This is a genomic window from Ruegeria sp. CDSC021 (genome assembly GCF_059610845.1).
Genome location: NZ_JBXWOK010000012.1, coordinates 1 through 22,254 on the forward strand (window position 1 = coordinate 1; position 22,254 = coordinate 22,254).

The following is a 22,254-nucleotide window of genomic DNA, read 5'->3' on the forward strand; positions in this document are numbered from 1 at the left end:
CTTCGGCTTCGGCTTCGGCTTCGGCTTCGGCTTCGGCTTCGGCTTCGGCTTCGGCTTCGGCTTCGGCTTCGGCTTCGGCTTCGAAAGGCGTTTCGTCTACGGGGTCAGCATCGTCAACAGGTGCCTCATCCGGGGTCTGGACAATGTCCTCGACTGCGTCAGCCTTGGGGTCATCTTCCGGCTTTTGATCGGTTTTCTTCTTACCAGCCACCGCAATGTTCCCCTTTTCGAATCCAAAACAACCTGAACAACTAACCAGACTAAGTTAATCTGTGGCCTCGCCGCCCTCAACCCGCATCGCATGTTTCACAAGCTTTTTAACGGCTTTCCGCATTTTCTTCGGTGTCGGCTCTTTGGCAATCTTCAGGCGGACATAATCCAAGGAATAAAGGGGTTCAGCCGTGGCCTCGCTGATTGCAGCCAGCCAAAGTGGTGCCGAACCCACCCAGATGTCGGCAAATTGTCGCGCTGTTCTGGGTGAAAATATGGGGACAATCACCGGTTCATTGCCCTCAGCAACGGCGCCTGCCCGATCTGTGAGCGGTAACAGGTGCTGTTTATAGACAGGCTGTTCACGCACAGCCAGACCGGATTCGGTCAACCGTTCAGCAATGTTACCCCGGCTGTGCTCCCCCCGAAGATGAAGCAGCGGGCTTTGGGGCCGGTGCTTTAGCAGGTTTGCAATCAGCTCTTCGGCGGTAGCACCCACCATCCGGGCATCCCAGCCAGCGCCTTTGGCCGTTCCGGTGGTAACAGGACCCACACAAAAGGCCGGCATCTTTCGAGATACATCTAAAGACGTCGCCGCATTAACGGCGTTGGCCGAAGTAAAGATCAGCCCCTTTGCTTCATCCGCATGCACTTGCACCGCCAAAGGTTTGATTTCCAGAATCGGCGAATGGATAACCTCTACCCGGCTTCTGATGCGGGTTGGCAACTGCGCGACGAACCTTTCAGACGCAGCGCGCGGGCGGGTCATCAACAAATACAACAGTTGGCGCCTTCGGCCTTGGGATTGTTTGCATCCGCGCAGGGTGATACCCCGCTTGGCAACCAAGGTGTAACGGATCAGGCCAATGGTGCAAACACTTACTGTCCTCGGGTTGGAAAGCAGCTGTGATGACACGGCCGCCGCAGTCGTGCGCCAATCCGATGATACAGCCGCCGAGGTGCTGTCCTCGGTTGTCTATGGCCAGACCGAATTGCACAGCGCATTTGGTGGCGTGGTCCCTGAAATTGCCGCCCGCGCGCATGCGGAAAAGCTGGATATCTGTGTGATTCAGGCGTTAGAGGCCGCGGGTCTGGGCCTTGCCGACATGGACGCTATTGCCGTAACCGCCGGTCCCGGCCTGATTGGGGGGGTTATGTCGGGCGTCATGTGCGCCAAAGGGATCAGTGCCGCCACGGGCCTGCCATTGATCGGAGTCAACCATCTGGCCGGTCACGCGCTGACGCCACGCCTGACGGACGGGATCGCGTTTCCCTACCTGATGCTGCTGGTCTCGGGCGGGCACTGCCAATATCTGATTGCCCATGGGCCCGAGCAGTTCACCCGTCTCGGCGGCACCATCGACGATGCCCCGGGAGAGGCCTTTGACAAGACAGCCCGCCTGCTGGGCCTACCGCAACCCGGTGGCCCCTCGGTCGAGGTCGAAGCCCGCACGGGCGATCCCAAGCGGTTCCGGTTTCCGCGGCCACTGCTGGACCGTCCGGGCTGCGATTTGTCCTTTTCCGGGCTCAAGACCGCGCTGATGCGAATGCGCGACCAGATCGTGGCTGAAAAAGGTGGCCTGACGCGACAGGACCGCGCCGATCTTTGCGCCGGGTTCCAACAGGCCATCGTGGACACTTTGGCCGAGAAAACCCGCCGCGCAATCGACCTTTACCTATTGGAAGGCCCTGCGGAGGCGGTTGTGTCTGTTGCGGGCGGCGTTGCGGCAAATACGGCCATTCGTACCGTGTTAGAGTCTATCTGCGTCGAAAAAGGTGCCCGATTTACCGCCCCTCCGTTAGCCCTGTGCACCGACAATGCCGCCATGATCGCCTATGCCGGAATTGAACGTTTCCGCACTGGTGCCCGCGATGATCTGACCCTGACCGCGCGTCCGCGTTGGCCTCTGGATGAAACCAGCCCGGCCATGTTGGGCAGCGGCAAAAAAGGAGCCAAAGCATGAGCGTGTCGGTTCTGGGGTCCGGAGCGTTTGGAACAGCTCTGGCGATTTCGCTGGCCGGGAAAGGCCCCGTCACGCTATGGGCTCGGGATCCGGAACAGGCCCAGATGATGCAGAACCATCGCGTAAACAGCGCGCGCCTGCCGAATGCACCTTTGCCCAAGGCGATTACGGTTACTTCGGACGCTGATCTGGCGGCAGAAAGCGAAATCATCCTCCTGTCCGTGCCGATGCAGAAATTGCGGAGCGCGTTGTGTGCGCATTCCGCTACCCTCAGAGATAAAACGCTGGTCGCCTGCTGCAAAGGGATAGAGCTGACCTCGGGCCTTGGGCCGGTTTCCGTTATCCGTGAAACCGTCCCAGAGGCGCGCGCTGCGCTGTTGACCGGGCCAAGCTTTGCGAACGACATCGCGCGCGGCCTTCCCACCGCATTGACCCTCGCTTGTGCGGATGATGCGATTGGCCGTGACCTGCAGCATGAATTGAGCACCACAAATCTGCGCCTCTATCGCACCGCGGATACTATCGGCGCCGAACTTGGTGGGGCCTTGAAAAACGTCATGGCCATCGGGTGCGGGGCCTGCATTGGCGAAGGCATGGGCGAAAGCGCCCGTGCCGCCCTTATGACGCGGGGCTTTGCCGAGATGCAGCGCTTTGCGCTGATGCGCGGGGCCCGCCCTGAAACATTGATGGGCCTGTCGGGTATGGGTGATCTGGTACTGACCTGCTGTTCCGAACTGTCCCGGAACTATCGATTTGGCCTGTCGCTTGGGCGCCAGGATGCTTTTGACACAAACACAACCGTCGAAGGTGTTGCCACGGCCAAGGCTTTGGCCAAAATTGCCAAGGCCGAAGACCTGGACATGCCCATAAGCACAATCGTTTCAGAAATAAGCACCGGAAAATGCAGCGTTGGTGAAGCCATGCGCTGGCTGCTGAACCGACCCCTGAAGGAGGAATAACATGCTGATCGCCCTTATCGCCAAGGATAAACCCGACGCGCTGCAAACCCGGCTGGATAACCGTTCCGCCCATCTGGCCTATATCGAAGAAACCGGTGTTGTTGCCCAGGCCGGACCCCTTCTGGAAGGCGATGCGATGATCGGATCACTGATCATCCTCGAGGTCGAGGATATGACGGCGGCGCAAAACTGGGCCGACAATGATCCCTATGCCAATGCAGGACTGTTCCAGTCAGTTGATCTGATCGTCTGGAAAAAGGTGGTCGGCTGATGGCTTATTGGCTGTTCAAATCCGAACCCTCGACCTGGAGTTGGGACCAGCAAGTCGCCAAGGGCGCAGAGGGCGAAGAATGGGATGGGGTGCGCAACTATCAGGCACGCAATTTCATGCGGCAGATGGCCGTGAGCGACCGTGGTTTTTTCTATCATTCGCAAAAAGACAAGGCGATTGTCGGCATTGTTGAGGTTTGCGCCGAAGCCCATCCAGACAGCACCACCGAGGATGAGCGTTGGGAATGTGTGGATATCAAAGCCGTGCGCCCGTTCACCATCCCGGTCACGCTGGATCAGATCAAAGTGGATGAACGTCTGGATGAGATGGTTCTGGTCAAGAATTCCCGCCTGTCCGTACAACCGGTCAGAGATGCCGAGTGGCAGGTGATCTGCGATCTGGGGCAGACGAAATCGGATTGATTAAAGGGAAGGTCCTGACAGATGCAGAACCTTCCCTACCCCGCGTGCTCCCGACTCACCACACGCGTATAGAATTTCGGTTCTGACCGTCCTGGTCACAAACTGACACTAGCCCATTTGGCCGGTTTGGCACAAACAACAAGTACCTAAAATTGGAAACGCCCGCCACAGATCGGGCGGGCGCTGATTGGTCGAAACCCGGATTTAGCTATAGACCGACTCTTTGCCGAAATGCTTGGTCAGCATATAGTAAACGACAGCACGATACTTGTTGCGCTCGGACATGCCATAGGTTTCCAGCGCTTTGTTGATCGCTTCCATCAGCTCGGGGCCGTCGGAAAGCCCCAGCTTCTTGATCAGGAAGTTATTCTTGACGGTCTCAATTTCACCTGACTGAGTTGCTGCCACGGTCGACGCGTCGGCGTCATAAATCGCCGGACCACATCCGATTGTGACCTTGGTCAAGAGGTCCATGTCGGGGTCCATCCCGCATTTGTTTTTCAGATCATCTGCGTATTTGGCGATCAGTTCGTCGCGTTTTCCCATGAATATTTCTCCCGTTGAGCAGCTTTGGCTGCGATTTTCAATGCGCCTATGAACAGGTGTCGGAAGGTTAGTCAGTTGTTCTGTTTACACAAAGGGAAAATTTCAGGTCATTCCCCGTAAGCGAAATTAAGGCAGCACAGATAGACTCCGCGTACCACAATGCCTGATTCTGGCCTTCTGTAAGGGTCAGGTGGTTTGGATTCAGGGCGCAGCGGGAAAATGTTGAAACCAGTGCAGCGTGCCGACATGGCACCTACTAACCGACCGGTGGTTATCTGCAATATCCCCAACCCGGTCCCTGAAGATGGAAGTGGTCCGCATGCAGCCGGTTGTAGTTTGGCCCAAGTACCACCCGAAACCATTCGCATGCACCCCGGCCAATCCGGTGTAGAAAATCTGCTTCGGGTCCGGGTGTTGTCCAGTCCGACAGCAGGCTCAGGCTTCGCCCATCTGCCAACTCGACCCCGACAATATCGATGGCATCAGCGGTGGCATGACTGCTCCAACCGCTGTCCTTTCCCTGCGCGGTGCGCATTCGCCGGCAGCTATAGCTGCCCAGGTGGCGCAAGCTGCGCACCCTGCTGCCCAACATCTCGCGCGCGGCGGGTTGGACCACATGGTGTTCCCACATGGCCAATCGCAGAGCCGTGGCACAACGGGTCTCGACGCCATTGACGCTGGCCGTGGTTAAGCCCGAGAGAACCCCGCGCCCGGCTATTCCGCATTTCTGGTCGACAATCAGATCCTCGACCAGGGAAAAGCTTACCCCCGCCCCGACCAACGCGGCCCTGCACTGCGTTTCATCGGCCAAAGCTCGTCGCATTTGCACAGGTGTGACCGGCGTGACCCGAGCCGTAATGGTCAGATCTCGCAAGGGGTTCCAGTGGTCCGGAACCGGTGATTGCGGGTGGGACAAAAGCCAGTAGCCACCCCCGCCCATCAAAACCACCAAGGCGAGTGCTGAGAAAACGAAAGACGCCGCCAGATGCAATACCCGACGGCGTCCAGAAGGTTTGGTCATGCCTGACCCGCAATCAATAGCGGTAATGTTCAGGCTTATAGGGGCCTTCCGGATTCACACCGATATACGATGCCTGTTCGCTGTCCATCTGCGTCAGCTTCACGCCGATACGGTCCAGATGCAGGCGTGCAACCTTCTCGTCCAGATGTTTAGGCAGGATGTAGACCTTGTTTTCGTACTGATCGCCTTTGGTGAACAGCTCAATCTGGGCCAACACCTGATTGGTGAACGAAGCCGACATCACAAAAGACGGATGACCGGTGGCGTTGCCCAGGTTCAGCAGGCGGCCTTCGGACAGCAGGATCAGACGATTGCCCGAGGGCATCTCGATCATGTCCACCTGTTCCTTGATGTTGGTCCACTTGTGGTTCTTCAGGCTAGCCACCTGAATTTCGTTGTCAAAGTGACCAATGTTGCCGACGATGGCCATGTCCTTCATCGCGCGCATATGCTCGATGCGGATCACGTCCTTGTTGCCGGTCGTGGTGATGAAGATATCCGCGCTGTCAACTTCGTCTTCCAGCAGCGTAACCTCGAACCCGTCCATCGCGGCCTGCAGGGCGCAGATCGGATCAACTTCGGTCACTTTCACACGGGCACCGGCACCGCGCAGCGACGCGGCCGAGCCTTTGCCCACGTCACCATAGCCACAGACCACGGCAACTTTACCAGCCATCATAGTGTCGGTGGCGCGGCGGATACCGTCGACCAGCGATTCCTTACAGCCATATTTGTTGTCGAACTTCGACTTGGTGACACTGTCGTTGACGTTGATCGCTGGGAACGGCAGTTGGCCGTCTTTCACCAGCTGATACAGGCGGTTCACACCGGTCGTGGTTTCTTCGGACACGCCCTGGATCTGGTCGCGCATCTTGGTGAACCAACCCGGGGACGCGGCCATCCGCTTGGCGATCTGCTTTTTGATCACCTCTTCCTCTTCCGAGCCCGGTACGGGGATAATGTCTTCGCCCGCTTCGGCGCGAGCTCCCAGCAGGATATACAGCGTCGCATCGCCGCCATCGTCCAGGATCATGTTGGGGCCGTCGGTGAACAGGAAGGATTTGTCCAGATAATCCCAATGCTCTTCCAGAGTCTGGCCCTTGATGGCGAACACCGGGATACCGGCTTGGGCAATCGCCGCCGCCGCGTGGTCCTGGGTTGAGAAGATGTTGCACGACGCCCAACGCACATCCGCGCCCAGCGCCACAAGTGTTTCGATCAGAACGGCTGTCTGGATGGTCATGTGCAGCGACCCAACAATACGCGCGCCCTTCAGGGGCTTTGCGTTACCGTATTCCGCGCGCAGGGCCATCAGGCCCGGCATCTCGGTCTCTGCAATATCCAGTTCTTTGCGGCCAAACCCGGCCAGCGAAATGTCTTTGACGATATAGTCCCCGGCCATCAGGTGCTCCATTCCGGTATAATTCAATCCGGGTTGCCCTAGCATCCCTTTTGGGACGTGGCAACGCAGATGGCCGGAAACGGGGTTTTAAGCCGCCAAAATCAACTTGGTATGCCCTCTACCTTGATTTTGGGGATCGCTTGGAAAAAGTCGGTCCCAACGGCGACAATGCAACTGATGCCGTTCGGACGTGTCACCAAAACGGTATAGCTACCCGTTTCCTGAGAGGTCCAGACCTCCATCACCGATTGCGAGCCACGGGATTTTTGCAATCCACCAAAGGCCAGTTCCTCGGAATAATTGTCCTGTAGCGTTGAAATCAGTTGATCACGCAACGCACAGCTTTGCTGGGCAAAGGCAGGCGGTGCAGTGGCGGCCATACCAAAGGCCAGAGCAATTCCTAACAAACGCTTGAACATAGCAAGCTCCTTTCGATACGAGTTACGTCCGAGAGGGGCACACCGGGAGGAGCATGCGCCCCCCTCGGTACAAATGTCGGTATCACCGCGCGCTTGTTCAAAGCACGATTGCTCAAGAAAAAGTTGGCAGCTGGTGATCTTGACAGGTACAGCTTACCACAAAAATGCGAATTTAATGTGTCCCACTTCACAAGGCATGGCAGAATGGCAACACAACCCCGCGCATGGCAAAGAATGCTGTCCGGGCGCAGGCTGGACCTGCTGGACCCAACACCGGTGGATATCGAGATTGAGGATATCGCGCATGGGCTGGCCTTTGTGGCCCGCTGGAACGGGCAGACACATGGCGATTTCGCCTATTCGGTGGCCGAGCATTCGCTGCTGGTCGAAGAGCTTTTTGGTCGTATTGCCCCCAAGGCACCGGTCAAATGGCGGCTGGCGGCCCTGTTGCACGATGCGCCGGAATACGTGATCGGAGATATGATCTCTCCGGTCAAATCCGCTGTCGGTCCCGACTATGGCGCACTGGATGACCGGCTGACTGCGGCAATCCACATCCGGTTCGGCCTACCCGCTGCGGTGCCTAAAACGGTAAAACGGCAAATCAAAAAGGCTGACAAGATCAGCGCCTGGATGGAAGCCACCCAGATCGCGGGCTTTTCCGAGACCGAGGCGACAAAATTCTTCGGCCGCCCGGACAGGGCTATTATGGAAGGGCTGCAGATCAAATTGCGGCCACCCGTTGAAGTAAGATGTGCCTATACGCATAGACATTCGGCATTGATGGCCGAGATTGGGCCCTGACCACTATCAGCCTTCTGATCGCGCCACCTTCTGAAAGACGTTACCGTCAATCTCATGGGCATGCCAACGCACTGGCGTCGCCTTCAGATTTGTTATTTCGGCCTTGCCCTCAGTCTTTTGTACTTCAATCTGCATAATCGTACTGCTGGCAATGTCTCTATCGGCGAAACCCCACAGCAGACTTCCTAGGGAATAGGCGATTGGCACCGTCCGATCTCCGGTCTGTGTGCGATACAGCTGAATGGGCTGAGGGACATGGGGGTGGTGGCAGACGATAAGATCAGCTCCGAATTCGGCCAAGTCCTGTGCGGCCTCTTGCTGCGCTCGGCGCGGGAACAGCTCGAACTCATGACCCCAATGAATAATCGCAATAACCAGATCACAGCCAGCCGCTTTTGCGTTCGAAATCTGTGTCTTTAGAAGGGTGGTGTCCGGCGCTTGATGTTTTGAAGTCAGCTTGGCGATATTGATGCTCTGCTTTTGACCTTCAGGAAGCGCGTGGCCGTTGGTACCAAAAGCGCAGGACGCAAATCCGAACTTTATCCCTTTTCGTTCGATCGTTTTGACGGCTGTGGCTTCTGCCAAACTCTCATTCACGCCGATTTGCATGATATTTCTGTCACTTAAGACGTTCAGAGTCGTTTCAAGCCCCTCAACACCCATGTCAAGAATATGGTTGTTTGCAAGGTTCAAAACATCAATGAACCTCTCGTTATGGCTGGTCAAAGCATCGAACTGTTCTTCCGACGCACATTCGATCGGCGGGCCAGCGTCCCCGATCACTTCGTCAATCAAGGGCTGTGTCGTTACAGGTGACTCGTAGTTGGCGACCAAAATATCGTCCTGAAACAATAGATCTTCAATCTCAGCATATACTTGATCTTTTGCGACACTGGCCCTGTGGGTTCTTAGAATGTCCCCGGCAAAGCTCAGAGTGACCGAATTTGATGTGTCACTGATGCCAGCGGTTGAAAGTCGTACGGCCGTTTTAGTCATAAACCCGGACTGATCCAGCTCCGCTTCAGGCTGCTGAATGGGGTTCTTACTTTTATAGACCCAGTACAGGTTGTCCAAAATGTTCATTTCGGAGAGCTCACCCGCAGCGCCCTTTCGTGGTCGCGCCCAAAACCCAAATCTCTCTGCTGCCCAGGTGACAACAGAGACAATGACTTTAAGGGCAGGGTTGGAAATACGGAGGCTTTCGTATGGCGTATTAGGGAGCGGCGACACTTCGATACATCTCAACTATTTGTTCGGAACAATATAAATATTGAACTTAACGACAACACAAATTGGTTAACAGACACTAAATTAAAGTCTTCATGGGTTGCGGGCCATCAGCCGCGACAAAGCATATGTTTGGTGGCCGCCTGTCGAGACTCAATTCGGTTTTCCGGCTTGATGAGTTCTGGTCTGTTATGCGCAAGCTAAACCCACGACCTCATCGCGGGCTACGCTTCGCCAAGATCCGTTGCAATGTCCGGCGGTGCATGTTCAGGCGTCGCGCGGTTTCACTGACGTTGCGATCACACAGCTCATAGACCCGCTGGATATGCTCCCAGCGCACGCGATCCGCGCTCATTGGGTTTTCCGGCGGCGGGGGCAGTTCGTCGCCCTTGGCCAGCAATGCGTTGGTGATGTCGGTGGCGTCAGCGGGCTTCGACAAATAGTCGGTGGCACCAATCTTGACTGCGGCCACAGCGGTGGCAATAGCGCCGTACCCGGTCAGAACCACAACCCGGCTGTCGGGGCGCTTTTCGCGCAGCACTTCGACCACATCCAGGCCGTTGCCATCCTCCAACCGCAGGTCAACAACCGCATATGCAGGCGGGCGGGCTGTGGAAATGGCGCGGCCAGCGGCGACAGAGCCCGCGGTTTCAACCTCGAACCCGCGTTTTTCCATGGCCTTGGCCAGACGTCTCAGAAACGGTTCGTCATCATCCACCAATAACAGCGATTTATCCGGGCCGATGTCGAGGTCAGAGCTGTCCGCCATATTCTATTCTTTCCGCTAATTCACGCCGTTGGCTTAAACATGAGTAATAGCAGCGCCATTGCAAAGGTCAAACAGACCGTTGCGTTCTAGATCTTGTCCAGAAAGCAGCCCACCTTGTCAGCCATCTGCTCGGCTGTGTCATTGCGATCGAAAAATTCGATAAACCCGTCCTGGGGTGTGACCAGATAAGTAAAGGTCGAGTGATCAACCAGATAGTACTCATCACTTTTGTCATGGGCCTTATAATAGGTCTTATAGGCCTTGCTGGCGGCCTTGACCTGCTCGGGCGTGCCGGTCAGGGCGATGGTCTTACCACCAAGGTTAAAGACGTAATCGGCCATAACTTCGGGTGTGTCGCGATCCGGGTCGATCGAGATGAACAGAGGCGTCACCGATTGCCCGCGCTCGGCCAGAATATCCACCGCTTCGGCATTGCGGGACATGTCAAAGGGGCAAACATCCGGACAGAAGGTATAGCCGAAGTAGACCAGCGTAGGTTCGGTTATCACCTGTTTGTCGGTCACAGTCTCGCCCTTGCCGTTGATCAGTTCGAAGGGCCCGCCAATCGTGGCCGTACCCCCTGCGATCTGGCTGGACCGGCACTGCGCGAATTTGTCGTCCGAGCCTGCGCCGCGCGTCAGCAGCCACATGGCCCCCAGACCTACGGCCAAAACAACTGTTGCAAGGATAGCGTATAGACGGACCATGGCATCTTACCTGACGATAGAGGAGTTGTTGATCGTTCCGGCCGGGACACCTATCAAGATGAACAGCCGATGCAACAGGACATAATGGACCAATGGCAGATTCCAACATCACTTTTTGGCCTGGTCAGGAACGCAGCTGGATTCGCCTGCGGACGCTGATCCTGCTGCGCTGGGTGGCCATCTTTGGCCAGATCACCGCAATCACCGTGGCGCAACAGACCTATGATGTGCAGTTGGATGTGACGCTGTGCTATCTGGCCATCGGTATTTCGGTCATGGGCAACTTGACGGCGATTCTTGTCTTTCCACGCAACAAACGCCTGTCCGAGTTCGAAAACTTTCTGATGGTGTTGTTCGATTTGTTGCAGCTGACCATCCTGCTGTATCTTACCGGAGGTCTCAATAATCCGTTCGCCTTGCTGTTGGTGGGTCCTGTGACGATCTCGGCCAATGTCATGAGCACCCGGTCTACGCTGATCATCGGTACGGTGGCCATCATTCTGACCACGCTGCTAGCCGAATTTCACCTTCCCCTGCACACGGATGGCGGTGTGGATCTTGAGATCCCCGGTATCCTTCTGTTCGGAAACTGGGCTGCCATCGTTATCGCGATCGTTTTCCTGGGGGCCTATTCCCACCGCGTAAGCTCTGAGGTGCAGTCGATGTCTCAAGCGCTGTCGGCCACGCATATGGCCCTCGCACGTGAACAGAAACTGACCGATCTTGGTGGAGTTGTCGCCGCCGCCGCGCACGAACTTGGAACACCTCTGGCAACAATCAAACTGACCAGTGCCGAACTGATCGAAGAGCTGGACGACCGCCCTGACCTGAAAGAAGACGCCGCCTTGATCCGCGAACAGGCCAATCGTTGCCGCGACATTCTGCGCGACATGGGGCGGGCTGGCAAAGACGACCTCCACCTGAGACAGGCCCCCCTGTCCACTGTCATCCATGAGGCCGCCGAGCCACATATCAACCGCGGCAAGCAGGTACACTTTGCCGAAGGTCCGGTCGGGGATGGCGATGTTCAACAGCCTTCGATCCTGCGTAAACCTGAGATCATCCACGGAATGCGCAACCTCATCCAGAATGCTGTGGATTTCGCGCGCAGCAACGTCTGGGTCGAAGCGGAATGGACAGCCGAAAGGATTACGATCAACATCATGGATGACGGCCGCGGGTATCCTTCGCAAATGATTGGCCGGATCGGGGATCCGTTCATGCGCCGACGGCGGGCAGAATCGGAAAAGCGGGCCCGGCCGGAATATGAAGGTATGGGCCTGGGCCTGTTCATCGCAAAAACCCTGCTGGAACGCAGCGGTGCGCATTTGGATTTCGCCAATGGCTCTGATCCATATCAGACCTTGTCGGACAATCCCGAACGTATAGGGGCCATCGTCCGGGTATCTTGGCCGCGAAAACTTGTGGATGCACAGACCGGCGACACCCCCGTTCCTTCAGGTGTAAATCAGCATATCCAAGTCTGAGTTAAGACCCCGTTAACCATTTCCACCCATAGCTATGCCCGTGAATTCACCGCGGGAGAGCACATGGTCGACTGGATCATATTGGCCGTCATCAGTGTGGTGTCTGCCAGTCTGGCGGTTCAATGGCTTTTGCCCCGTCGTCAGCAGACAAGTGACAATTTCGGCCTGTCCGAGCCGGCCTCGTTGTTCAATGTCGTGTTTCTGTTCGACGGTGACCGCCTGATCAGCCACACAGACATCGCTCTGGAAGGGTTTGAGGCTGTGCGCGACTGGTCAGATCTGCGTCGGCTGCTGCAGCGAGATTTTCCGGGCTTTCCTGAAACCCCTGAACGCGTCAGGCACGAAGGGAATCTTATCATCCCCGCCATTGATTGTTCGGTCGAGCGGGACGTTTTGTGCGAATGGATCGACGGGGTCGTACGCGTACAGCTGCGGGAAAGCTCTGATTACCCCAGAACCGTATTGCGCGAGAATAGCGATCCGATCCGCCTGGCGATGGAACTGGCGCCCTACCCGGTCTGGCATCTGGATTATCAAAACAAGATCCGCTGGTGCAACGCCGCCTATGTCTCGCTTGTCCGCAAAGTGCGCGGTGGCGATACCGACCTGACTGCACCTCTTTTTCCCGGGCCCGAAAATGGCGCGCGTATCAGCGCCAAGACCCGTGTATTCATTTCGTCCGAAGACAGTGCAAACAAGCTTTGGTTTGACCTGACGATGGTGGACCACCCGGAAGGCAGCCTATGCTACGCTGTGGACATCAACGCCATCGTCGCCGCCGAGACAGCGCAGCGAAAATTCGTACAGACGATGACCAAAACCTTTGCACAGCTGTCCATCGGCTTGGCCATTTTTGACAGAAATCGCCAGCTTGCCCTGTTCAACCCCGCCTTGATTGACCTGACCACCCTGCCCCCGGATTTCCTGAGCTGCCGCCCCAACCTGTCCAGTTTCTTTGACCGCCTGCGCGATCAGCACATGATGCCGGAACCCAAGAACTATCGCAGCTGGCGTAATCAGATGAACGATCTGCTGGAGGCAGCAGAAGACGGAAATTACCAGGAAACATGGTCGCTGCCATCCGGCTCGGTCTATTCCGTCAGCGGCCGCCCGCACCCGGATGGTGCGGTGGCCTTTCTGTTCGAAGATATCACGGCCGAGATCACGTTGACCCGCCGCTTTCGGGCGGAAATGGATTTGATGCAATCCATCCTGGATAAGCTGGCCGACGCGGTTGCCGTTTTCGGTGATGACGGTACCTTGGCCTTCACCAATTATGCCTATCAGAAATTATGGGGTGAAGCCGATGGTGCCGGATTTGAACCCGACACGGTTCTGGACGTGACCCGCAACTGGCAAAAACATTGCACGGCCACTCCAATTTTGGGTGAAATCCGGGATTTCGTGGAAATGCGGGACAGCCGGGCTGAGTGGTCAGCCAGAATCCAAATGCGTAACGGAACCGATCTGAACTGCACCATCTGCCCATTGCAAAACGGGGCCACCATCATTCGCTTTGCCACCAACGAAGCAATTCCGCAGCGCGAGATACAGCAAATCAGCGCCTGAACCGGGTTGCAGCCAATCCTGCGTGGGGCCATTGTGGCGCCATGACGTTACCACCCCTCAGGATCACCCTGAATTCGCCCGAAGATACGACAAATTTTGCCAGTCTGCTGGGCGCGATTCTGCATCCGGGCGACATCCTGCTGCTGCAGGGTGAGATCGGAACCGGTAAGACCCATTTCGCGCGCAGTCTGATCCAATCGCTGATGACCCGGCCCGAGGATGTGCCCTCGCCCACATTCACGCTGGTTCAGGTCTATGACACCCGTAAAGGTGAGATCTGGCACTGCGATCTATACCGGCTGAGCGCGGTGGAGGAAGTCGAAGAGCTTGGGCTGGCCGAAGCGATGGAGCAAGCGATCTGCCTGATTGAGTGGCCCGAGAAACTGGGCCCGCTGACACCCGGTTCTGCCCTGACGATGACATTTGAAACAGACCCGGACATGCTGGATATGCGCCACATCACCCTCACATGGACCGACGAAAAATGGGCTCAAAAACTGGAGGTCAGCGAATGACAAACCGCGCCGTCCTTGCCGAAGCTCTGATTTCACACACGCCGTGGTCCAAGGCCCGCCGAGAGCCTTTGGCGGGGGATGCCTCGAACCGCCGGTACGAGCGCCTGACCGACCCGGTCACGGGCAAGTCCGCTGTTCTGATGGATTCGCCCCCGGGGCAGGCGGAACCGGTCGAAGCCTTCGTACGGATGGCCCGGCATTTACAATCTATCGGGCTAAGCGCCCCACAGATCTACGCCGAAGACACGCAATATGGGTTTCTTCTTCTGGAAGACCTTGGCGATGACCTATTCGCGCGGGTTCTGGTCAAACATCCCGATATGGAGCGGGAATTATACGAGGCGGCAACAGATGTCCTGATCAAGTTGCACGAGGCCCCTACCCTGTCGCTGCAATCTTACGGCCCGGCACTGATGACCGAACTGGCGGCCCTATCCTTCACCAAATACGCCCAAGGGGTTCTTGGCGAATATGACCGGGATGCACAGGATCGGTTCGAACACCGATTTGCTGATATCCTGCATCAAGAAACATCCGGCACCAAAGTTGTTGTCCAAAGGGATTACCACGCGGAAAACCTGATCTGGCTCCCTGACCGCCAAGGGGTTGAGCGCGTTGGATTGCTGGATTTTCAGACCGCCATGCTGGGCCATCCTGCCTATGATCTTGTGTCTTTGCTTCAGGATGTGCGCCGCAAAGTGACGCCGGGTACGGAAATGCGGATGGTCAGCCACTATATCTCGGCTACGGGTGTCAACGATCATGATTTCCGCAGTGCCTATGCTGTGCTGGGGGCCCAGCGAAATCTGCGGATTCTTGGTGTGTTTACACGGCTTGCGACCGAGTATGGCAAACCCCATTATGTCGATTTGATCCCCGCTGCGTGGGGCCATCTGATGCGGGATCTGGATCACCCGGCGCTGGTGAATGTTGCCGACCTGCTGCGCGTGGCTCTGCCCGCGCCGACACCCGAAAACCTGAACAGACTCATACAGAGATGACCCAGCCCCCCAATGCCGTCATGCTGTTCGCAGCCGGGTTCGGCACCCGCATGGGCACCCTGACCCTGAACCGCCCCAAGCCGCTGATCGAGGTAGCCGGGCGCCCGCTGATCGACCATACGCTGGATCTGGTTGACGCGCTTGGGTCGGTTCGCAAAGTGGCCAACCTGCACTATCTGCCGGATCAGCTTGAGGCGCATTTGGCACCGAAAGGCGTATTTGTTTCACACGAACAGCCCGACATTCTGGATACTGGGGGCGGATTACGGGCAGCTTTGCCCTTATTAGGGTCTGATTCAGTGTTCACGTTGAATTCAGATGCCATATGGTCCGGCCCGAACCCGCTGACAATGCTGCGGGCCGCCTGGAATCCTGATTTGATGGACGCATTGCTAATGTGCATCCCGACCGCGCAGGCGATTGGTCATGCCGGCGCCGGAGACTTTACTGCTGATGAAACGGGCCGGATTACCCGCGGCCCCGGATTGATCTACGGAGGCGCGCAGATCATGAAGACGGAAGGGCTGGTCGAAATTCCAGACAAGGTGTTTTCGCTGAACCTGCTTTGGGATCGGATGCAAAAGAAAGACCGGCTGTTTGCCCTAACCTATCCCGGCCGCTGGTGCGATGTTGGCCATCCGGAAGGGATCGCCCTTGCTGAAGGTCTGTTGGCGGATGTTTGACCCCTCACCCCTGCCCCGCGTCTTTGCCGTACCTCCGGGTGTGGATTTTCCAAAGACGCTGGTCCGGGGGTTGAGAAATCGCTGTGCCGCTCTTCCGCCCGAGGCTTTGGCCCGAGTGGAGCTGGTTGTTAACACGCGGCGTATGGCTCGCAGGGTGCGTGAGCTATTCGACCAGGGCCCTGCCTGTTTGTTGCCGCGCCTTTCACTGGTGACTGATCTGGGTGAAAGCGTGAATCTGGCGCAGATACCACCCGCAATACCGCCCCTGCGACGGCGGCTGGAATTGACGCAGCTGGTCTCGAAGCTGCTGGATCAACAACCGGATCTGGCGGCGCGCTCGTCTTTGTTTGACCTGTCAGACAGTCTGGCCGCATTGATAGATGAGATGCAGGGCGAAGGCGTTTCACCCGAAGCGATCCGGCGGCTGGATGTCACCGACATGTCCGGGCATTGGGCCCGCGCGCAGGCGTTTATCGGGATTGCGGATCAGTTCATCGACACAGAAGACGACATCCTGGACACGCAGGCCCGGCAGCGCCGCGTGGTCGAGAACCTAGTCAAACATTGGCGAGTGGATCCACCTCAGCACCCGGTCATTCTTGCCGGCTCGACGGGGTCACGGGGAACGACACTGATGCTGATGCAAGCCGTTGCCTGCCTGCCGCAGGGCGCATTGATCCTGCCGGGTTTTGACTTTGACCAGCCCGATCAGGTCTGGGCTCAGCTGGATGCGGCGTTAACCTCTGAGGATCACCCGCAATACCGGTTCCGGAAACTGATGAACCAGCTTGGGCAGAGCCCGGATCAAATCACAGCCTGGACCCAGGACAATCCACCCTCACCCGCCCGTAACAGGCTGATATCGCTTGCGTTACGCCCTGCCCCGATCACGGATGCGTGGATGTCCGAAGGTCCACAACTGACCGATCTGCATGGCGCAACAAAAGACCTGACCCTGGTCGAGGCGCAGTCCCCTCGGGCCGAGGCCCTGGCCATAGCGCTCCGCTTGCGAGAGGCGGCTGAAACCGGCCAGACCGCCGCTCTGATCACCCCCGACCGCATGCTGACCCGTCAGGTCAGCGCTGCGCTGGACCGGTGGGACATCCTGCCCGATGACAGTGCTGGCCTGCCGCTGCAACTGTCCCCGCCCGGACGGTTCCTGCGCCATGTCGCGGCCCTGTTCGCGCGTCGATTGGACGGCGAAGCGCTGTTGACCCTGCTGAAACATCCGCTCTGCCATGACGGGGGCGAGCGTGGCTCTCATCTGTTGCACACCCGCGATCTGGAACTGGACCTGCGCCGCCACGGGCCGCCATTCCCGGATGCCGCCAGCCTGACGGCATTTGCCATCCGCAAAGAGGTGCCCGAAGGCTGGGTCCATTGGTTGGTGCAGCATTTCTGCGACCAGCAAATTGCTGATGAGTTGCCACTGGCGGATTGGGTTGATCGCCTCTGCGGGTTGGCTCAGGCCATTTCCGCGGGCAACACCGGCGATTCCGGCACCCTATGGGACAAGAACGCCGGTCAAAAGGCGCTGGCGGTTGTGACCGAGCTGCGAAATGAGGCTCAGCATGGCGGCACCATGACTGCCCATGACTTTGCCGATCTGCTGGGTGCTTTGCTGGCCGGAGAAGAGGTCCGCGACCGCGACGCGCCACACCCCCGGATCATGATCTGGGGCACGCTCGAGGCCCGGGTGCAGGGCGCCGATTTGCTAATCCTTGGCGGTTTGAACGAGGGCAGTTGGCCCGAGGCGCCCGCGCCCGATCCCTGGTTGAACCGGCAGATGCGCGATAAGGCCGGGCTGTTGCTGCCAGAGCGGCGCATTGGCCTGTCGGCACATGACTTCCAGCAGGCTATCGGCGCGCCCGAGGTCTGGCTGACCCGGTCGACCCGGTCCGACGATGCCGAAACCGTTCCTTCCCGCTGGTTGAATCGGTTAACCAACCTGTTGAGTGGCCTCGCAGAACAGGGTGGCCAAACCGCCCTTGCAGAAATGCGCGGCCGAGGGCGGCAATATCTGGGGTGGTCCGAACAACTTGAATACGCTCCAGAAATCAAGGCGGCACCGCGCCCATCTCCGCGCCCTCCGGTCGGGTCGCGCCCGCGCCGCCTGAGCGTCACAGAGATCAAGCGCCTGATCCGTGATCCTTATGCGATCTACGCCAAACATGTGCTGCGGTTGAAACCACTGGACCCTTTGGTTCAGGCCCCGGATGCGCTGCTGCGCGGGATCGTGATCCACGAGATTTTGGAGCAATTCGTCAAGGACAGCGTGCTGGACACGGCCTTGCTGACGCGCGAAAGCTTTTTGAAACGCGCCGAAAGCCTGCTGGTCCAGCATGTCCCATGGCCCACAGCGCGCAAATTATGGCTCGCGCGGCTGGAACGGATTGCGGATGATTTCCTGCGGGCCGAGACCACCAGGCGCAGCGATGGTGGGCCTGTGGCTTTTGAGGCCGCGATGAAGCTGGCGCTCAGTCCGCTGGATTTCACCATAGTCGGGCGCGCCGACCGGATTGACCTGAACAGCCGCGGAGCGCTGCGGCTGGTCGATTATAAAACCGGTGCGCCTCCGACCGAAAGTCAGCAGGCCAAGTTTGACAAACAGTTGCTGATCGAAGCCGCAATAGCCGAGCAGGGCGGGATCGAAGGGTTTGACCCGCTGCCTGTGGCCGAAGCAATTTTTATCGGCATGGGCGGCACCTATAAAGAGGTGCCCGCGCCTCTGACCAAAGAGCCGGTCGACAAGGTCCTGGCTGAGCTGAAACAGCTGCTTTCCTCTTATTTAGAGCCTGATCAAGGCTTCACCTCGCGCCGCATGCTGCACAAGGATACCGATATCGGGGACTATGATCATCTGGCACGTTTCGGAGAGTGGGACCGAACCAGCAACAGCGCCCCCGAGGACCTGAAATGAGCGCCCGCAACGACGCAACCGAACGACAGGTGCAGGCCGCACGACCCGATGCCTCGACTTGGCTGGCGGCCAATGCAGGATCTGGCAAAACGCGGGTTCTGACCGACCGGGTGGCACGGCTATTGCTGGACGGGGTGCAGCCGCAACACATCCTGTGCCTGACCTACACCAAGGCCGCCGCCAGCGAGATGCAAAACCGGTTGTTCAAACGCCTCGGTGAGTGGGCCATGCTGGGGGATGCTCCACTTTTGGCCCAGCTGACCGATTTGGGTGTTCAGGGTGCGATTGACCCGGACCGTCTGGCACAGGCCCGCACATTGTTTGCCCGCGCGATCGAAACGCCCGGCGGACTGAAGATTCAGACCATCCACTCTTTCTGCGCCTCGCTGCTGCGCCGTTTCCCACTTGAGGCCGGGGTCAGCCCGCAATTCACCGAGATGGAAGATCGGGCCGCCGCCTTGTTGCGCGAAGAAATCGTTGAGGATTTTGCCCAAGGGCCGATGGCCAATCTGATCGGCGATGTCGCCCGTTTTGTGACTGACACAGGGTTCGACAAACTGACCGCCGCCATCACGCAAAAGCGCAACCTGTTTGCGCAGACGGCCGATTGGTCGCAGGTTTTGCAGCAATTCAATCTGCCCGCCGGCTTTGACGAACAGCTCTTGCTGGGTCAGGTGTTTTTGGGGGGTGAGGTCGATCTTATTCGCAGCGTCCTGCCCGCACTGACCGAAAGCGGCGGGAACAACGCCAAGGCAGCCACCAGGCTTGCGGCCTTCACCCGCGCCGAAATCGGTGCGCTGCCGGTGCTTGAAGATGTATTTCTGACCGGAAAGGCGGCCAAGGACCCATTTATCGCCAAGATTAACGCTTTCCCGACCAAACCCCTGCGCGAAGGTGTTCTGGCGGGTCAGATGCCACAGCTAGAGGCGTTGATGCTGCGCATCGAAGCCGCGCGTGAACAGCGGCTTGCACTGGTTGCAGCCCGCAAAACGCTGGCACTTCACCGGTTCGCAATGGCCTTTCTGCCGGAATATGAACGGCGCAAGCAACTGCGCGGCTGGCTGGACTTTGACGACCTTATCCTGCGCGCCCGAAACGTACTGAACGACCCGGCGGTAGCGTCTTGGGTATTGTACCGACTGGACGGCGGGATTGACCACATTCTTGTGGATGAGGCCCAGGATACCAGCCCGGACCAATGGGATGTCGTCGAAAAGTTGGCGCAGGAATTCACCAGCGGGGAGGGGGCCCGGTCCGGGATTGAGCGCACTATTTTCGTGGTGGGTGACAAGAAACAATCGATCTATTCCTTCCAGGGGGCCGACCCTCAAGCCTTTGATCGGATGCAGGCCGAATTTGGGCGGAAACTGGAAGAATCAGGCTCTAAACTGTGGGATTCTACGCTGGAGTACTCGTTCCGCTCCTCCAGCGCCATTCTGTCGCTGGTGGATATTCTGTTCGAAAACCGTGCCGAGGCCGGGTTTCACAAAGAAAGCCAGCACCGCGCCTTCAAGTCCGATCTGCCAGGGCGCGTCGACCTGTGGCCGGTGGTCGAAAAAGTCAAAGACGAGGAAGATACCGAATGGACCGACCCGGTTGACCGCCCTGGAGCGCGCCACCATACCGTTGTTCTGGCCGAGCAGGTTGCACAGTCGATCAGGGATATGATCGAACTGGGGGAAACCATCCCCGAAGATGGCGAGGCACCGGGCAGTTTCGTCCGGCGAAAGGTGCAGCCGGGGGATTTTCTGATCCTCGTCCAGCGCCGCTCGGACCTGTTTGCTGAGATCATCCGCGCCTGCAAGGCTGCCGAACTGCCGATTGCAGGGGCTGACCGGTTGAAGGTCGGAGCCGAGCTTGCGGTCAAGGACCTGGCGGCTCTGCTGAGCTTTTTGGCCACGCCCGAGGACAGCTTGTCGCTGGCCACGGTACTGAAATCGCCTCTGTTTGGCTGGTCCGAACAGCGGCTTTTTGATCTGGCACATCGGCGACAAGAGCAATTCCTTTGGGCAGCGCTGCGAAATCGGGCCGAGGAGTTTCCCGAGACGCTAGCCATTCTGAATGACCTACGCAGCCAAATCGACTTTCTGCGCCCATTTGACCTGATCGAGCGGATTCTGACCCGTCATCACGGGAGGCGCCTGCTGCTGGGTCGGCTGGGCCCCGAGGCCGAAGACGGCATCAACGCGCTGTTGTCACAGGCGCTGGCCTATGAACGCACCGACATTCCAAGCCTGACAGGTTTTTTAGTCTGGATGCAGACGGACGATCTGGAGATCAAACGGCAGATGAGCGGTGTCGGCAACATGATCCGCGTGATGACCGTGCACGGATCGAAAGGGTTGGAAGCCCCCATCGTGATCCTGCCGGATACCGGCAGACGGCAAGCCCCGCGCGATGCCGAGATCATGGTGACGGATGCTAAGCCACTATGGAAAGTACCGGCAGACGCGTCCCCGGCGCTGATCGCGCAGGCGCGAGCCGAAGCGCGCGAACGGGAAGAGAATGAACGGTTGCGCCTGTTATACGTGGCGCTGACCCGTGCAGAGAAGTGGCTAATCGTTGGTGCGGCAGGGGATGTCGGCAAGGACGGAACCAGTTGGTATCAACTGGTGCAGGCGGCTATGGCGCGGGCAGGGGCAACAGCTCTGCCCAACAGTGAGATCCTGCGCTTGTCGCACGGAGATTGGCATGATCCGGAATTTATCGAACACACAGGCGCCGTTCATTCCCACAGCGAATTGCCGCCGACCTTCCTGAATTCCGCCCCCGCCATTGATGCGGCGCCGGAAACCCTCAGCCCGTCTGATCTGGGCGGGGCCAAGGCCTTGCCCGGGGACATGGGCCAGGATGAAGAGGCCGCCAAGCTGCGCGGCACCCGCCTGCACCTGCTGCTGGAGCATTTGCCGCGGGTCCTTCCTGAGAACTGGCCGCAGCTTTGCGCACGGGTTCTTCCCGATATGCGTGAGGCCGAGCGGCAAGGATTGCTGGCCGAGGCGCAAAATGTGTTGACGGCGGATCACCTGAAGACCGTGTTCGCCCCCGATACCTTGGCCGAAGTCCCGGTAACGGCCGATCTGGGCGGGCGGCGTATCCATGGTGTCATTGATCGGCTGATCGTCACTGAAACGGACGTCCAAATAATTGATTTTAAATCTAATATGACAGTTCCAGACAATGCAGAAACCTGCCCCGAAGGACTGCTGCGGCAGATGGGTGCCTATGCTGATTCATTGTCGCAGATCTATCCGGACCGCGAAGTCAGAACTGCAATTCTGTGGACCCGAACAGCCCAGCTTATGTGGCTGCCACACGATCTGGTGAAAGCTGCGCTAACCCGTGCGCTGACGTCTTGACC

At 58.1% G+C, this 22,254-nt stretch carries 20 protein-coding genes and 1 pseudogene; 12 read left to right on the forward strand and 9 right to left on the reverse strand.

Annotated features, from left to right (window positions below):
• Both AC2FGB_RS16355 and AC2FGB_RS16360 read right to left on the reverse strand, forming a co-directional pair.
• Positions 1-211: pseudogene (locus tag AC2FGB_RS16355) on the reverse strand (hypothetical protein); the annotation flags it as partial.
• A gap of 54 nt (positions 212-265) precedes the next feature.
• Positions 266-979 carry a uroporphyrinogen-III synthase gene (locus AC2FGB_RS16360; protein ID WP_496694383.1) on the reverse strand — a complete coding sequence of 238 codons (714 nt, stop codon included), beginning with the start codon at positions 977-979 and terminating at the stop codon, positions 266-268.
• A 97-nt stretch (positions 980-1,076) separates the two neighbouring features.
• Between AC2FGB_RS16360 and tsaD the strand changes: the two genes are divergently transcribed.
• The 4 genes from tsaD to AC2FGB_RS16380 are packed head-to-tail and all read left to right on the forward strand — an operon-like array spanning position 1,077 to position 3,826.
• The gene (gene tsaD / locus AC2FGB_RS16365; protein ID WP_271950666.1) at positions 1,077-2,174 is read left to right on the forward strand and encodes a tRNA (adenosine(37)-N6)-threonylcarbamoyltransferase complex transferase subunit TsaD; all 1,098 of its coding nucleotides are present in this window, start codon (positions 1,077-1,079) and stop codon (positions 2,172-2,174) included.
• Entirely contained in the window at positions 2,171-3,133 is a 963-nt protein-coding gene (locus AC2FGB_RS16370; RefSeq protein ID WP_142637486.1) for an NAD(P)H-dependent glycerol-3-phosphate dehydrogenase, read from the forward strand. Before tsaD ends, AC2FGB_RS16370 begins: the two co-directional genes overlap by 4 nt.
• A 1-nt stretch (position 3,134) precedes the next feature.
• Positions 3,135-3,404, forward strand: a complete 270-nt coding sequence (locus AC2FGB_RS16375; protein WP_142637484.1) for a YciI family protein — start codon at positions 3,135-3,137, stop codon at positions 3,402-3,404.
• Positions 3,404-3,826 carry an EVE domain-containing protein gene (locus AC2FGB_RS16380; protein WP_496694382.1) on the forward strand — a complete coding sequence of 141 codons (423 nt, stop codon included), beginning with the start codon at positions 3,404-3,406 and terminating at the stop codon, positions 3,824-3,826. Before AC2FGB_RS16375 ends, AC2FGB_RS16380 begins: the two co-directional genes overlap by 1 nt.
• 204 nt (positions 3,827-4,030) lie before the next feature.
• Here the strand turns inward: AC2FGB_RS16380 and AC2FGB_RS16385 are convergent, their stop codons facing one another.
• The 4 genes from AC2FGB_RS16385 to AC2FGB_RS16400 form a co-directional block, all read right to left on the reverse strand.
• Positions 4,031-4,372 (reverse strand): DUF2853 family protein, encoded by a 342-nt coding sequence (locus AC2FGB_RS16385; protein ID WP_496694381.1) that lies wholly within the window; start codon positions 4,370-4,372, stop codon positions 4,031-4,033.
• Between the two features lie 271 nt (positions 4,373-4,643).
• On the reverse strand, positions 4,644-5,393 hold the full coding sequence (locus tag AC2FGB_RS16390) for an extensin-like domain-containing protein (RefSeq protein ID WP_496694380.1): 750 nt from the start codon (positions 5,391-5,393) through the stop codon (positions 4,644-4,646).
• Between the two features lie 13 nt (positions 5,394-5,406).
• Positions 5,407-6,795 carry an adenosylhomocysteinase gene (gene ahcY, locus AC2FGB_RS16395; protein ID WP_281995843.1) on the reverse strand — a complete coding sequence of 463 codons (1,389 nt, stop codon included), beginning with the start codon at positions 6,793-6,795 and terminating at the stop codon, positions 5,407-5,409.
• Between the two features lie 101 nt (positions 6,796-6,896).
• Positions 6,897-7,214 (reverse strand): hypothetical protein, encoded by a 318-nt coding sequence (locus tag AC2FGB_RS16400; protein WP_142637476.1) that lies wholly within the window; start codon positions 7,212-7,214, stop codon positions 6,897-6,899.
• 204 nt (positions 7,215-7,418) lie between these two features.
• Between AC2FGB_RS16400 and AC2FGB_RS16405 the strand changes: the two genes are divergently transcribed.
• Complete coding sequence (locus tag AC2FGB_RS16405) at positions 7,419-8,018, forward strand: HD domain-containing protein (RefSeq protein ID WP_496694379.1); 600 nt, start codon at positions 7,419-7,421, stop codon at positions 8,016-8,018.
• A 6-nt stretch (positions 8,019-8,024) separates the two neighbouring features.
• Here the strand turns inward: AC2FGB_RS16405 and AC2FGB_RS16410 are convergent, their stop codons facing one another.
• The 3 genes from AC2FGB_RS16410 to AC2FGB_RS16420 all read right to left on the reverse strand — a co-directional run bounded on the left by AC2FGB_RS16410 (position 8,025) and on the right by AC2FGB_RS16420 (position 10,721).
• A complete protein-coding gene (locus AC2FGB_RS16410; RefSeq protein ID WP_496694378.1) occupies positions 8,025-9,101 on the reverse strand; it encodes a CapA family protein in 1,077 nt (358 codons plus the stop codon).
• Between the two features lie 358 nt (positions 9,102-9,459).
• Entirely contained in the window at positions 9,460-10,014 is a 555-nt protein-coding gene (locus AC2FGB_RS16415) for an ActR/PrrA/RegA family redox response regulator transcription factor (RefSeq protein ID WP_142637470.1), read from the reverse strand.
• 86 nt (positions 10,015-10,100) lie between these two features.
• Positions 10,101-10,721 carry an SCO family protein gene (locus AC2FGB_RS16420; protein ID WP_496694377.1) on the reverse strand — a complete coding sequence of 207 codons (621 nt, stop codon included), beginning with the start codon at positions 10,719-10,721 and terminating at the stop codon, positions 10,101-10,103.
• Positions 10,722-10,813: 92 nt separating this feature from the next.
• Between AC2FGB_RS16420 and regB the strand changes: the two genes are divergently transcribed.
• The 7 genes from regB to addA all read left to right on the forward strand — a co-directional run bounded on the left by regB (position 10,814) and on the right by addA (position 22,252).
• On the forward strand, positions 10,814-12,208 hold the full coding sequence (gene regB, locus AC2FGB_RS16425; RefSeq protein ID WP_496690188.1) for a sensor histidine kinase RegB: 1,395 nt from the start codon (positions 10,814-10,816) through the stop codon (positions 12,206-12,208).
• A 63-nt stretch (positions 12,209-12,271) separates the two neighbouring features.
• A complete protein-coding gene (locus AC2FGB_RS16430) occupies positions 12,272-13,777 on the forward strand; it encodes a PAS-domain containing protein (RefSeq protein ID WP_496690189.1) in 1,506 nt (501 codons plus the stop codon).
• 41 nt (positions 13,778-13,818) lie between these two features.
• Positions 13,819-14,292 (forward strand): tRNA (adenosine(37)-N6)-threonylcarbamoyltransferase complex ATPase subunit type 1 TsaE, encoded by a 474-nt coding sequence (gene tsaE / locus AC2FGB_RS16435; RefSeq protein ID WP_496694376.1) that lies wholly within the window; start codon positions 13,819-13,821, stop codon positions 14,290-14,292.
• A complete protein-coding gene (locus tag AC2FGB_RS16440; protein ID WP_496694375.1) occupies positions 14,289-15,293 on the forward strand; it encodes an aminoglycoside phosphotransferase family protein in 1,005 nt (334 codons plus the stop codon). The genes tsaE and AC2FGB_RS16440 overlap by 4 nt, the downstream gene beginning before the upstream one ends.
• The gene (locus tag AC2FGB_RS16445; protein ID WP_496694374.1) at positions 15,290-15,976 is read left to right on the forward strand and encodes a nucleotidyltransferase family protein; all 687 of its coding nucleotides are present in this window, start codon (positions 15,290-15,292) and stop codon (positions 15,974-15,976) included. The genes AC2FGB_RS16440 and AC2FGB_RS16445 overlap by 4 nt, the downstream gene beginning before the upstream one ends.
• Positions 15,969-18,896 carry a double-strand break repair protein AddB gene (gene addB / locus AC2FGB_RS16450; RefSeq protein WP_496694386.1) on the forward strand — a complete coding sequence of 976 codons (2,928 nt, stop codon included), beginning with the start codon at positions 15,969-15,971 and terminating at the stop codon, positions 18,894-18,896. The genes AC2FGB_RS16445 and addB overlap by 8 nt, the downstream gene beginning before the upstream one ends.
• Entirely contained in the window at positions 18,893-22,252 is a 3,360-nt protein-coding gene (gene addA / locus AC2FGB_RS16455; protein WP_496694373.1) for a double-strand break repair helicase AddA, read from the forward strand. Before addB ends, addA begins: the two co-directional genes overlap by 4 nt.
• Positions 22,253-22,254 lie beyond the last annotated feature (2 nt).

Coding starts and splice junctions, on each gene's coding strand:
- AC2FGB_RS16440 (WP_496694375.1), top strand. CDS start 14,289: ATGACAAACCGCGCCGTCCTTGCCGAAGCTCTGATTTCACACACGCCG.
- AC2FGB_RS16380 (WP_496694382.1), top strand. CDS start 3,404: ATGGCTTATTGGCTGTTCAAATCCGAACCCTCGACCTGGAGTTGGGAC.
- AC2FGB_RS16400 (WP_142637476.1), bottom strand. CDS start 7,214: ATGTTCAAGCGTTTGTTAGGAATTGCTCTGGCCTTTGGTATGGCCGCC.
- regB (WP_496690188.1), top strand. CDS start 10,814: ATGGCAGATTCCAACATCACTTTTTGGCCTGGTCAGGAACGCAGCTGG.
- AC2FGB_RS16370 (WP_142637486.1), top strand. CDS start 2,171: ATGAGCGTGTCGGTTCTGGGGTCCGGAGCGTTTGGAACAGCTCTGGCG.
- AC2FGB_RS16385 (WP_496694381.1), bottom strand. CDS start 4,372: ATGGGAAAACGCGACGAACTGATCGCCAAATACGCAGATGATCTGAAA.
- AC2FGB_RS16405 (WP_496694379.1), top strand. CDS start 7,419: ATGGCAACACAACCCCGCGCATGGCAAAGAATGCTGTCCGGGCGCAGG.
- AC2FGB_RS16410 (WP_496694378.1), bottom strand. CDS start 9,101: ATGAACATTTTGGACAACCTGTACTGGGTCTATAAAAGTAAGAACCCC.
- tsaE (WP_496694376.1), top strand. CDS start 13,819: ATGACGTTACCACCCCTCAGGATCACCCTGAATTCGCCCGAAGATACG.
- addB (WP_496694386.1), top strand. CDS start 15,969: ATGTTTGACCCCTCACCCCTGCCCCGCGTCTTTGCCGTACCTCCGGGT.
- addA (WP_496694373.1), top strand. CDS start 18,893: ATGAGCGCCCGCAACGACGCAACCGAACGACAGGTGCAGGCCGCACGA.
- ahcY (WP_281995843.1), bottom strand. CDS start 6,795: ATGGCCGGGGACTATATCGTCAAAGACATTTCGCTGGCCGGGTTTGGC.
- tsaD (WP_271950666.1), top strand. CDS start 1,077: ATGGTGCAAACACTTACTGTCCTCGGGTTGGAAAGCAGCTGTGATGAC.
- AC2FGB_RS16390 (WP_496694380.1), bottom strand. CDS start 5,393: ATGACCAAACCTTCTGGACGCCGTCGGGTATTGCATCTGGCGGCGTCT.
- AC2FGB_RS16430 (WP_496690189.1), top strand. CDS start 12,272: ATGGTCGACTGGATCATATTGGCCGTCATCAGTGTGGTGTCTGCCAGT.
- AC2FGB_RS16360 (WP_496694383.1), bottom strand. CDS start 979: ATGACCCGCCCGCGCGCTGCGTCTGAAAGGTTCGTCGCGCAGTTGCCA.
- AC2FGB_RS16420 (WP_496694377.1), bottom strand. CDS start 10,721: ATGGTCCGTCTATACGCTATCCTTGCAACAGTTGTTTTGGCCGTAGGT.
- AC2FGB_RS16415 (WP_142637470.1), bottom strand. CDS start 10,014: ATGGCGGACAGCTCTGACCTCGACATCGGCCCGGATAAATCGCTGTTA.
- AC2FGB_RS16375 (WP_142637484.1), top strand. CDS start 3,135: ATGCTGATCGCCCTTATCGCCAAGGATAAACCCGACGCGCTGCAAACC.
- AC2FGB_RS16445 (WP_496694374.1), top strand. CDS start 15,290: ATGACCCAGCCCCCCAATGCCGTCATGCTGTTCGCAGCCGGGTTCGGC.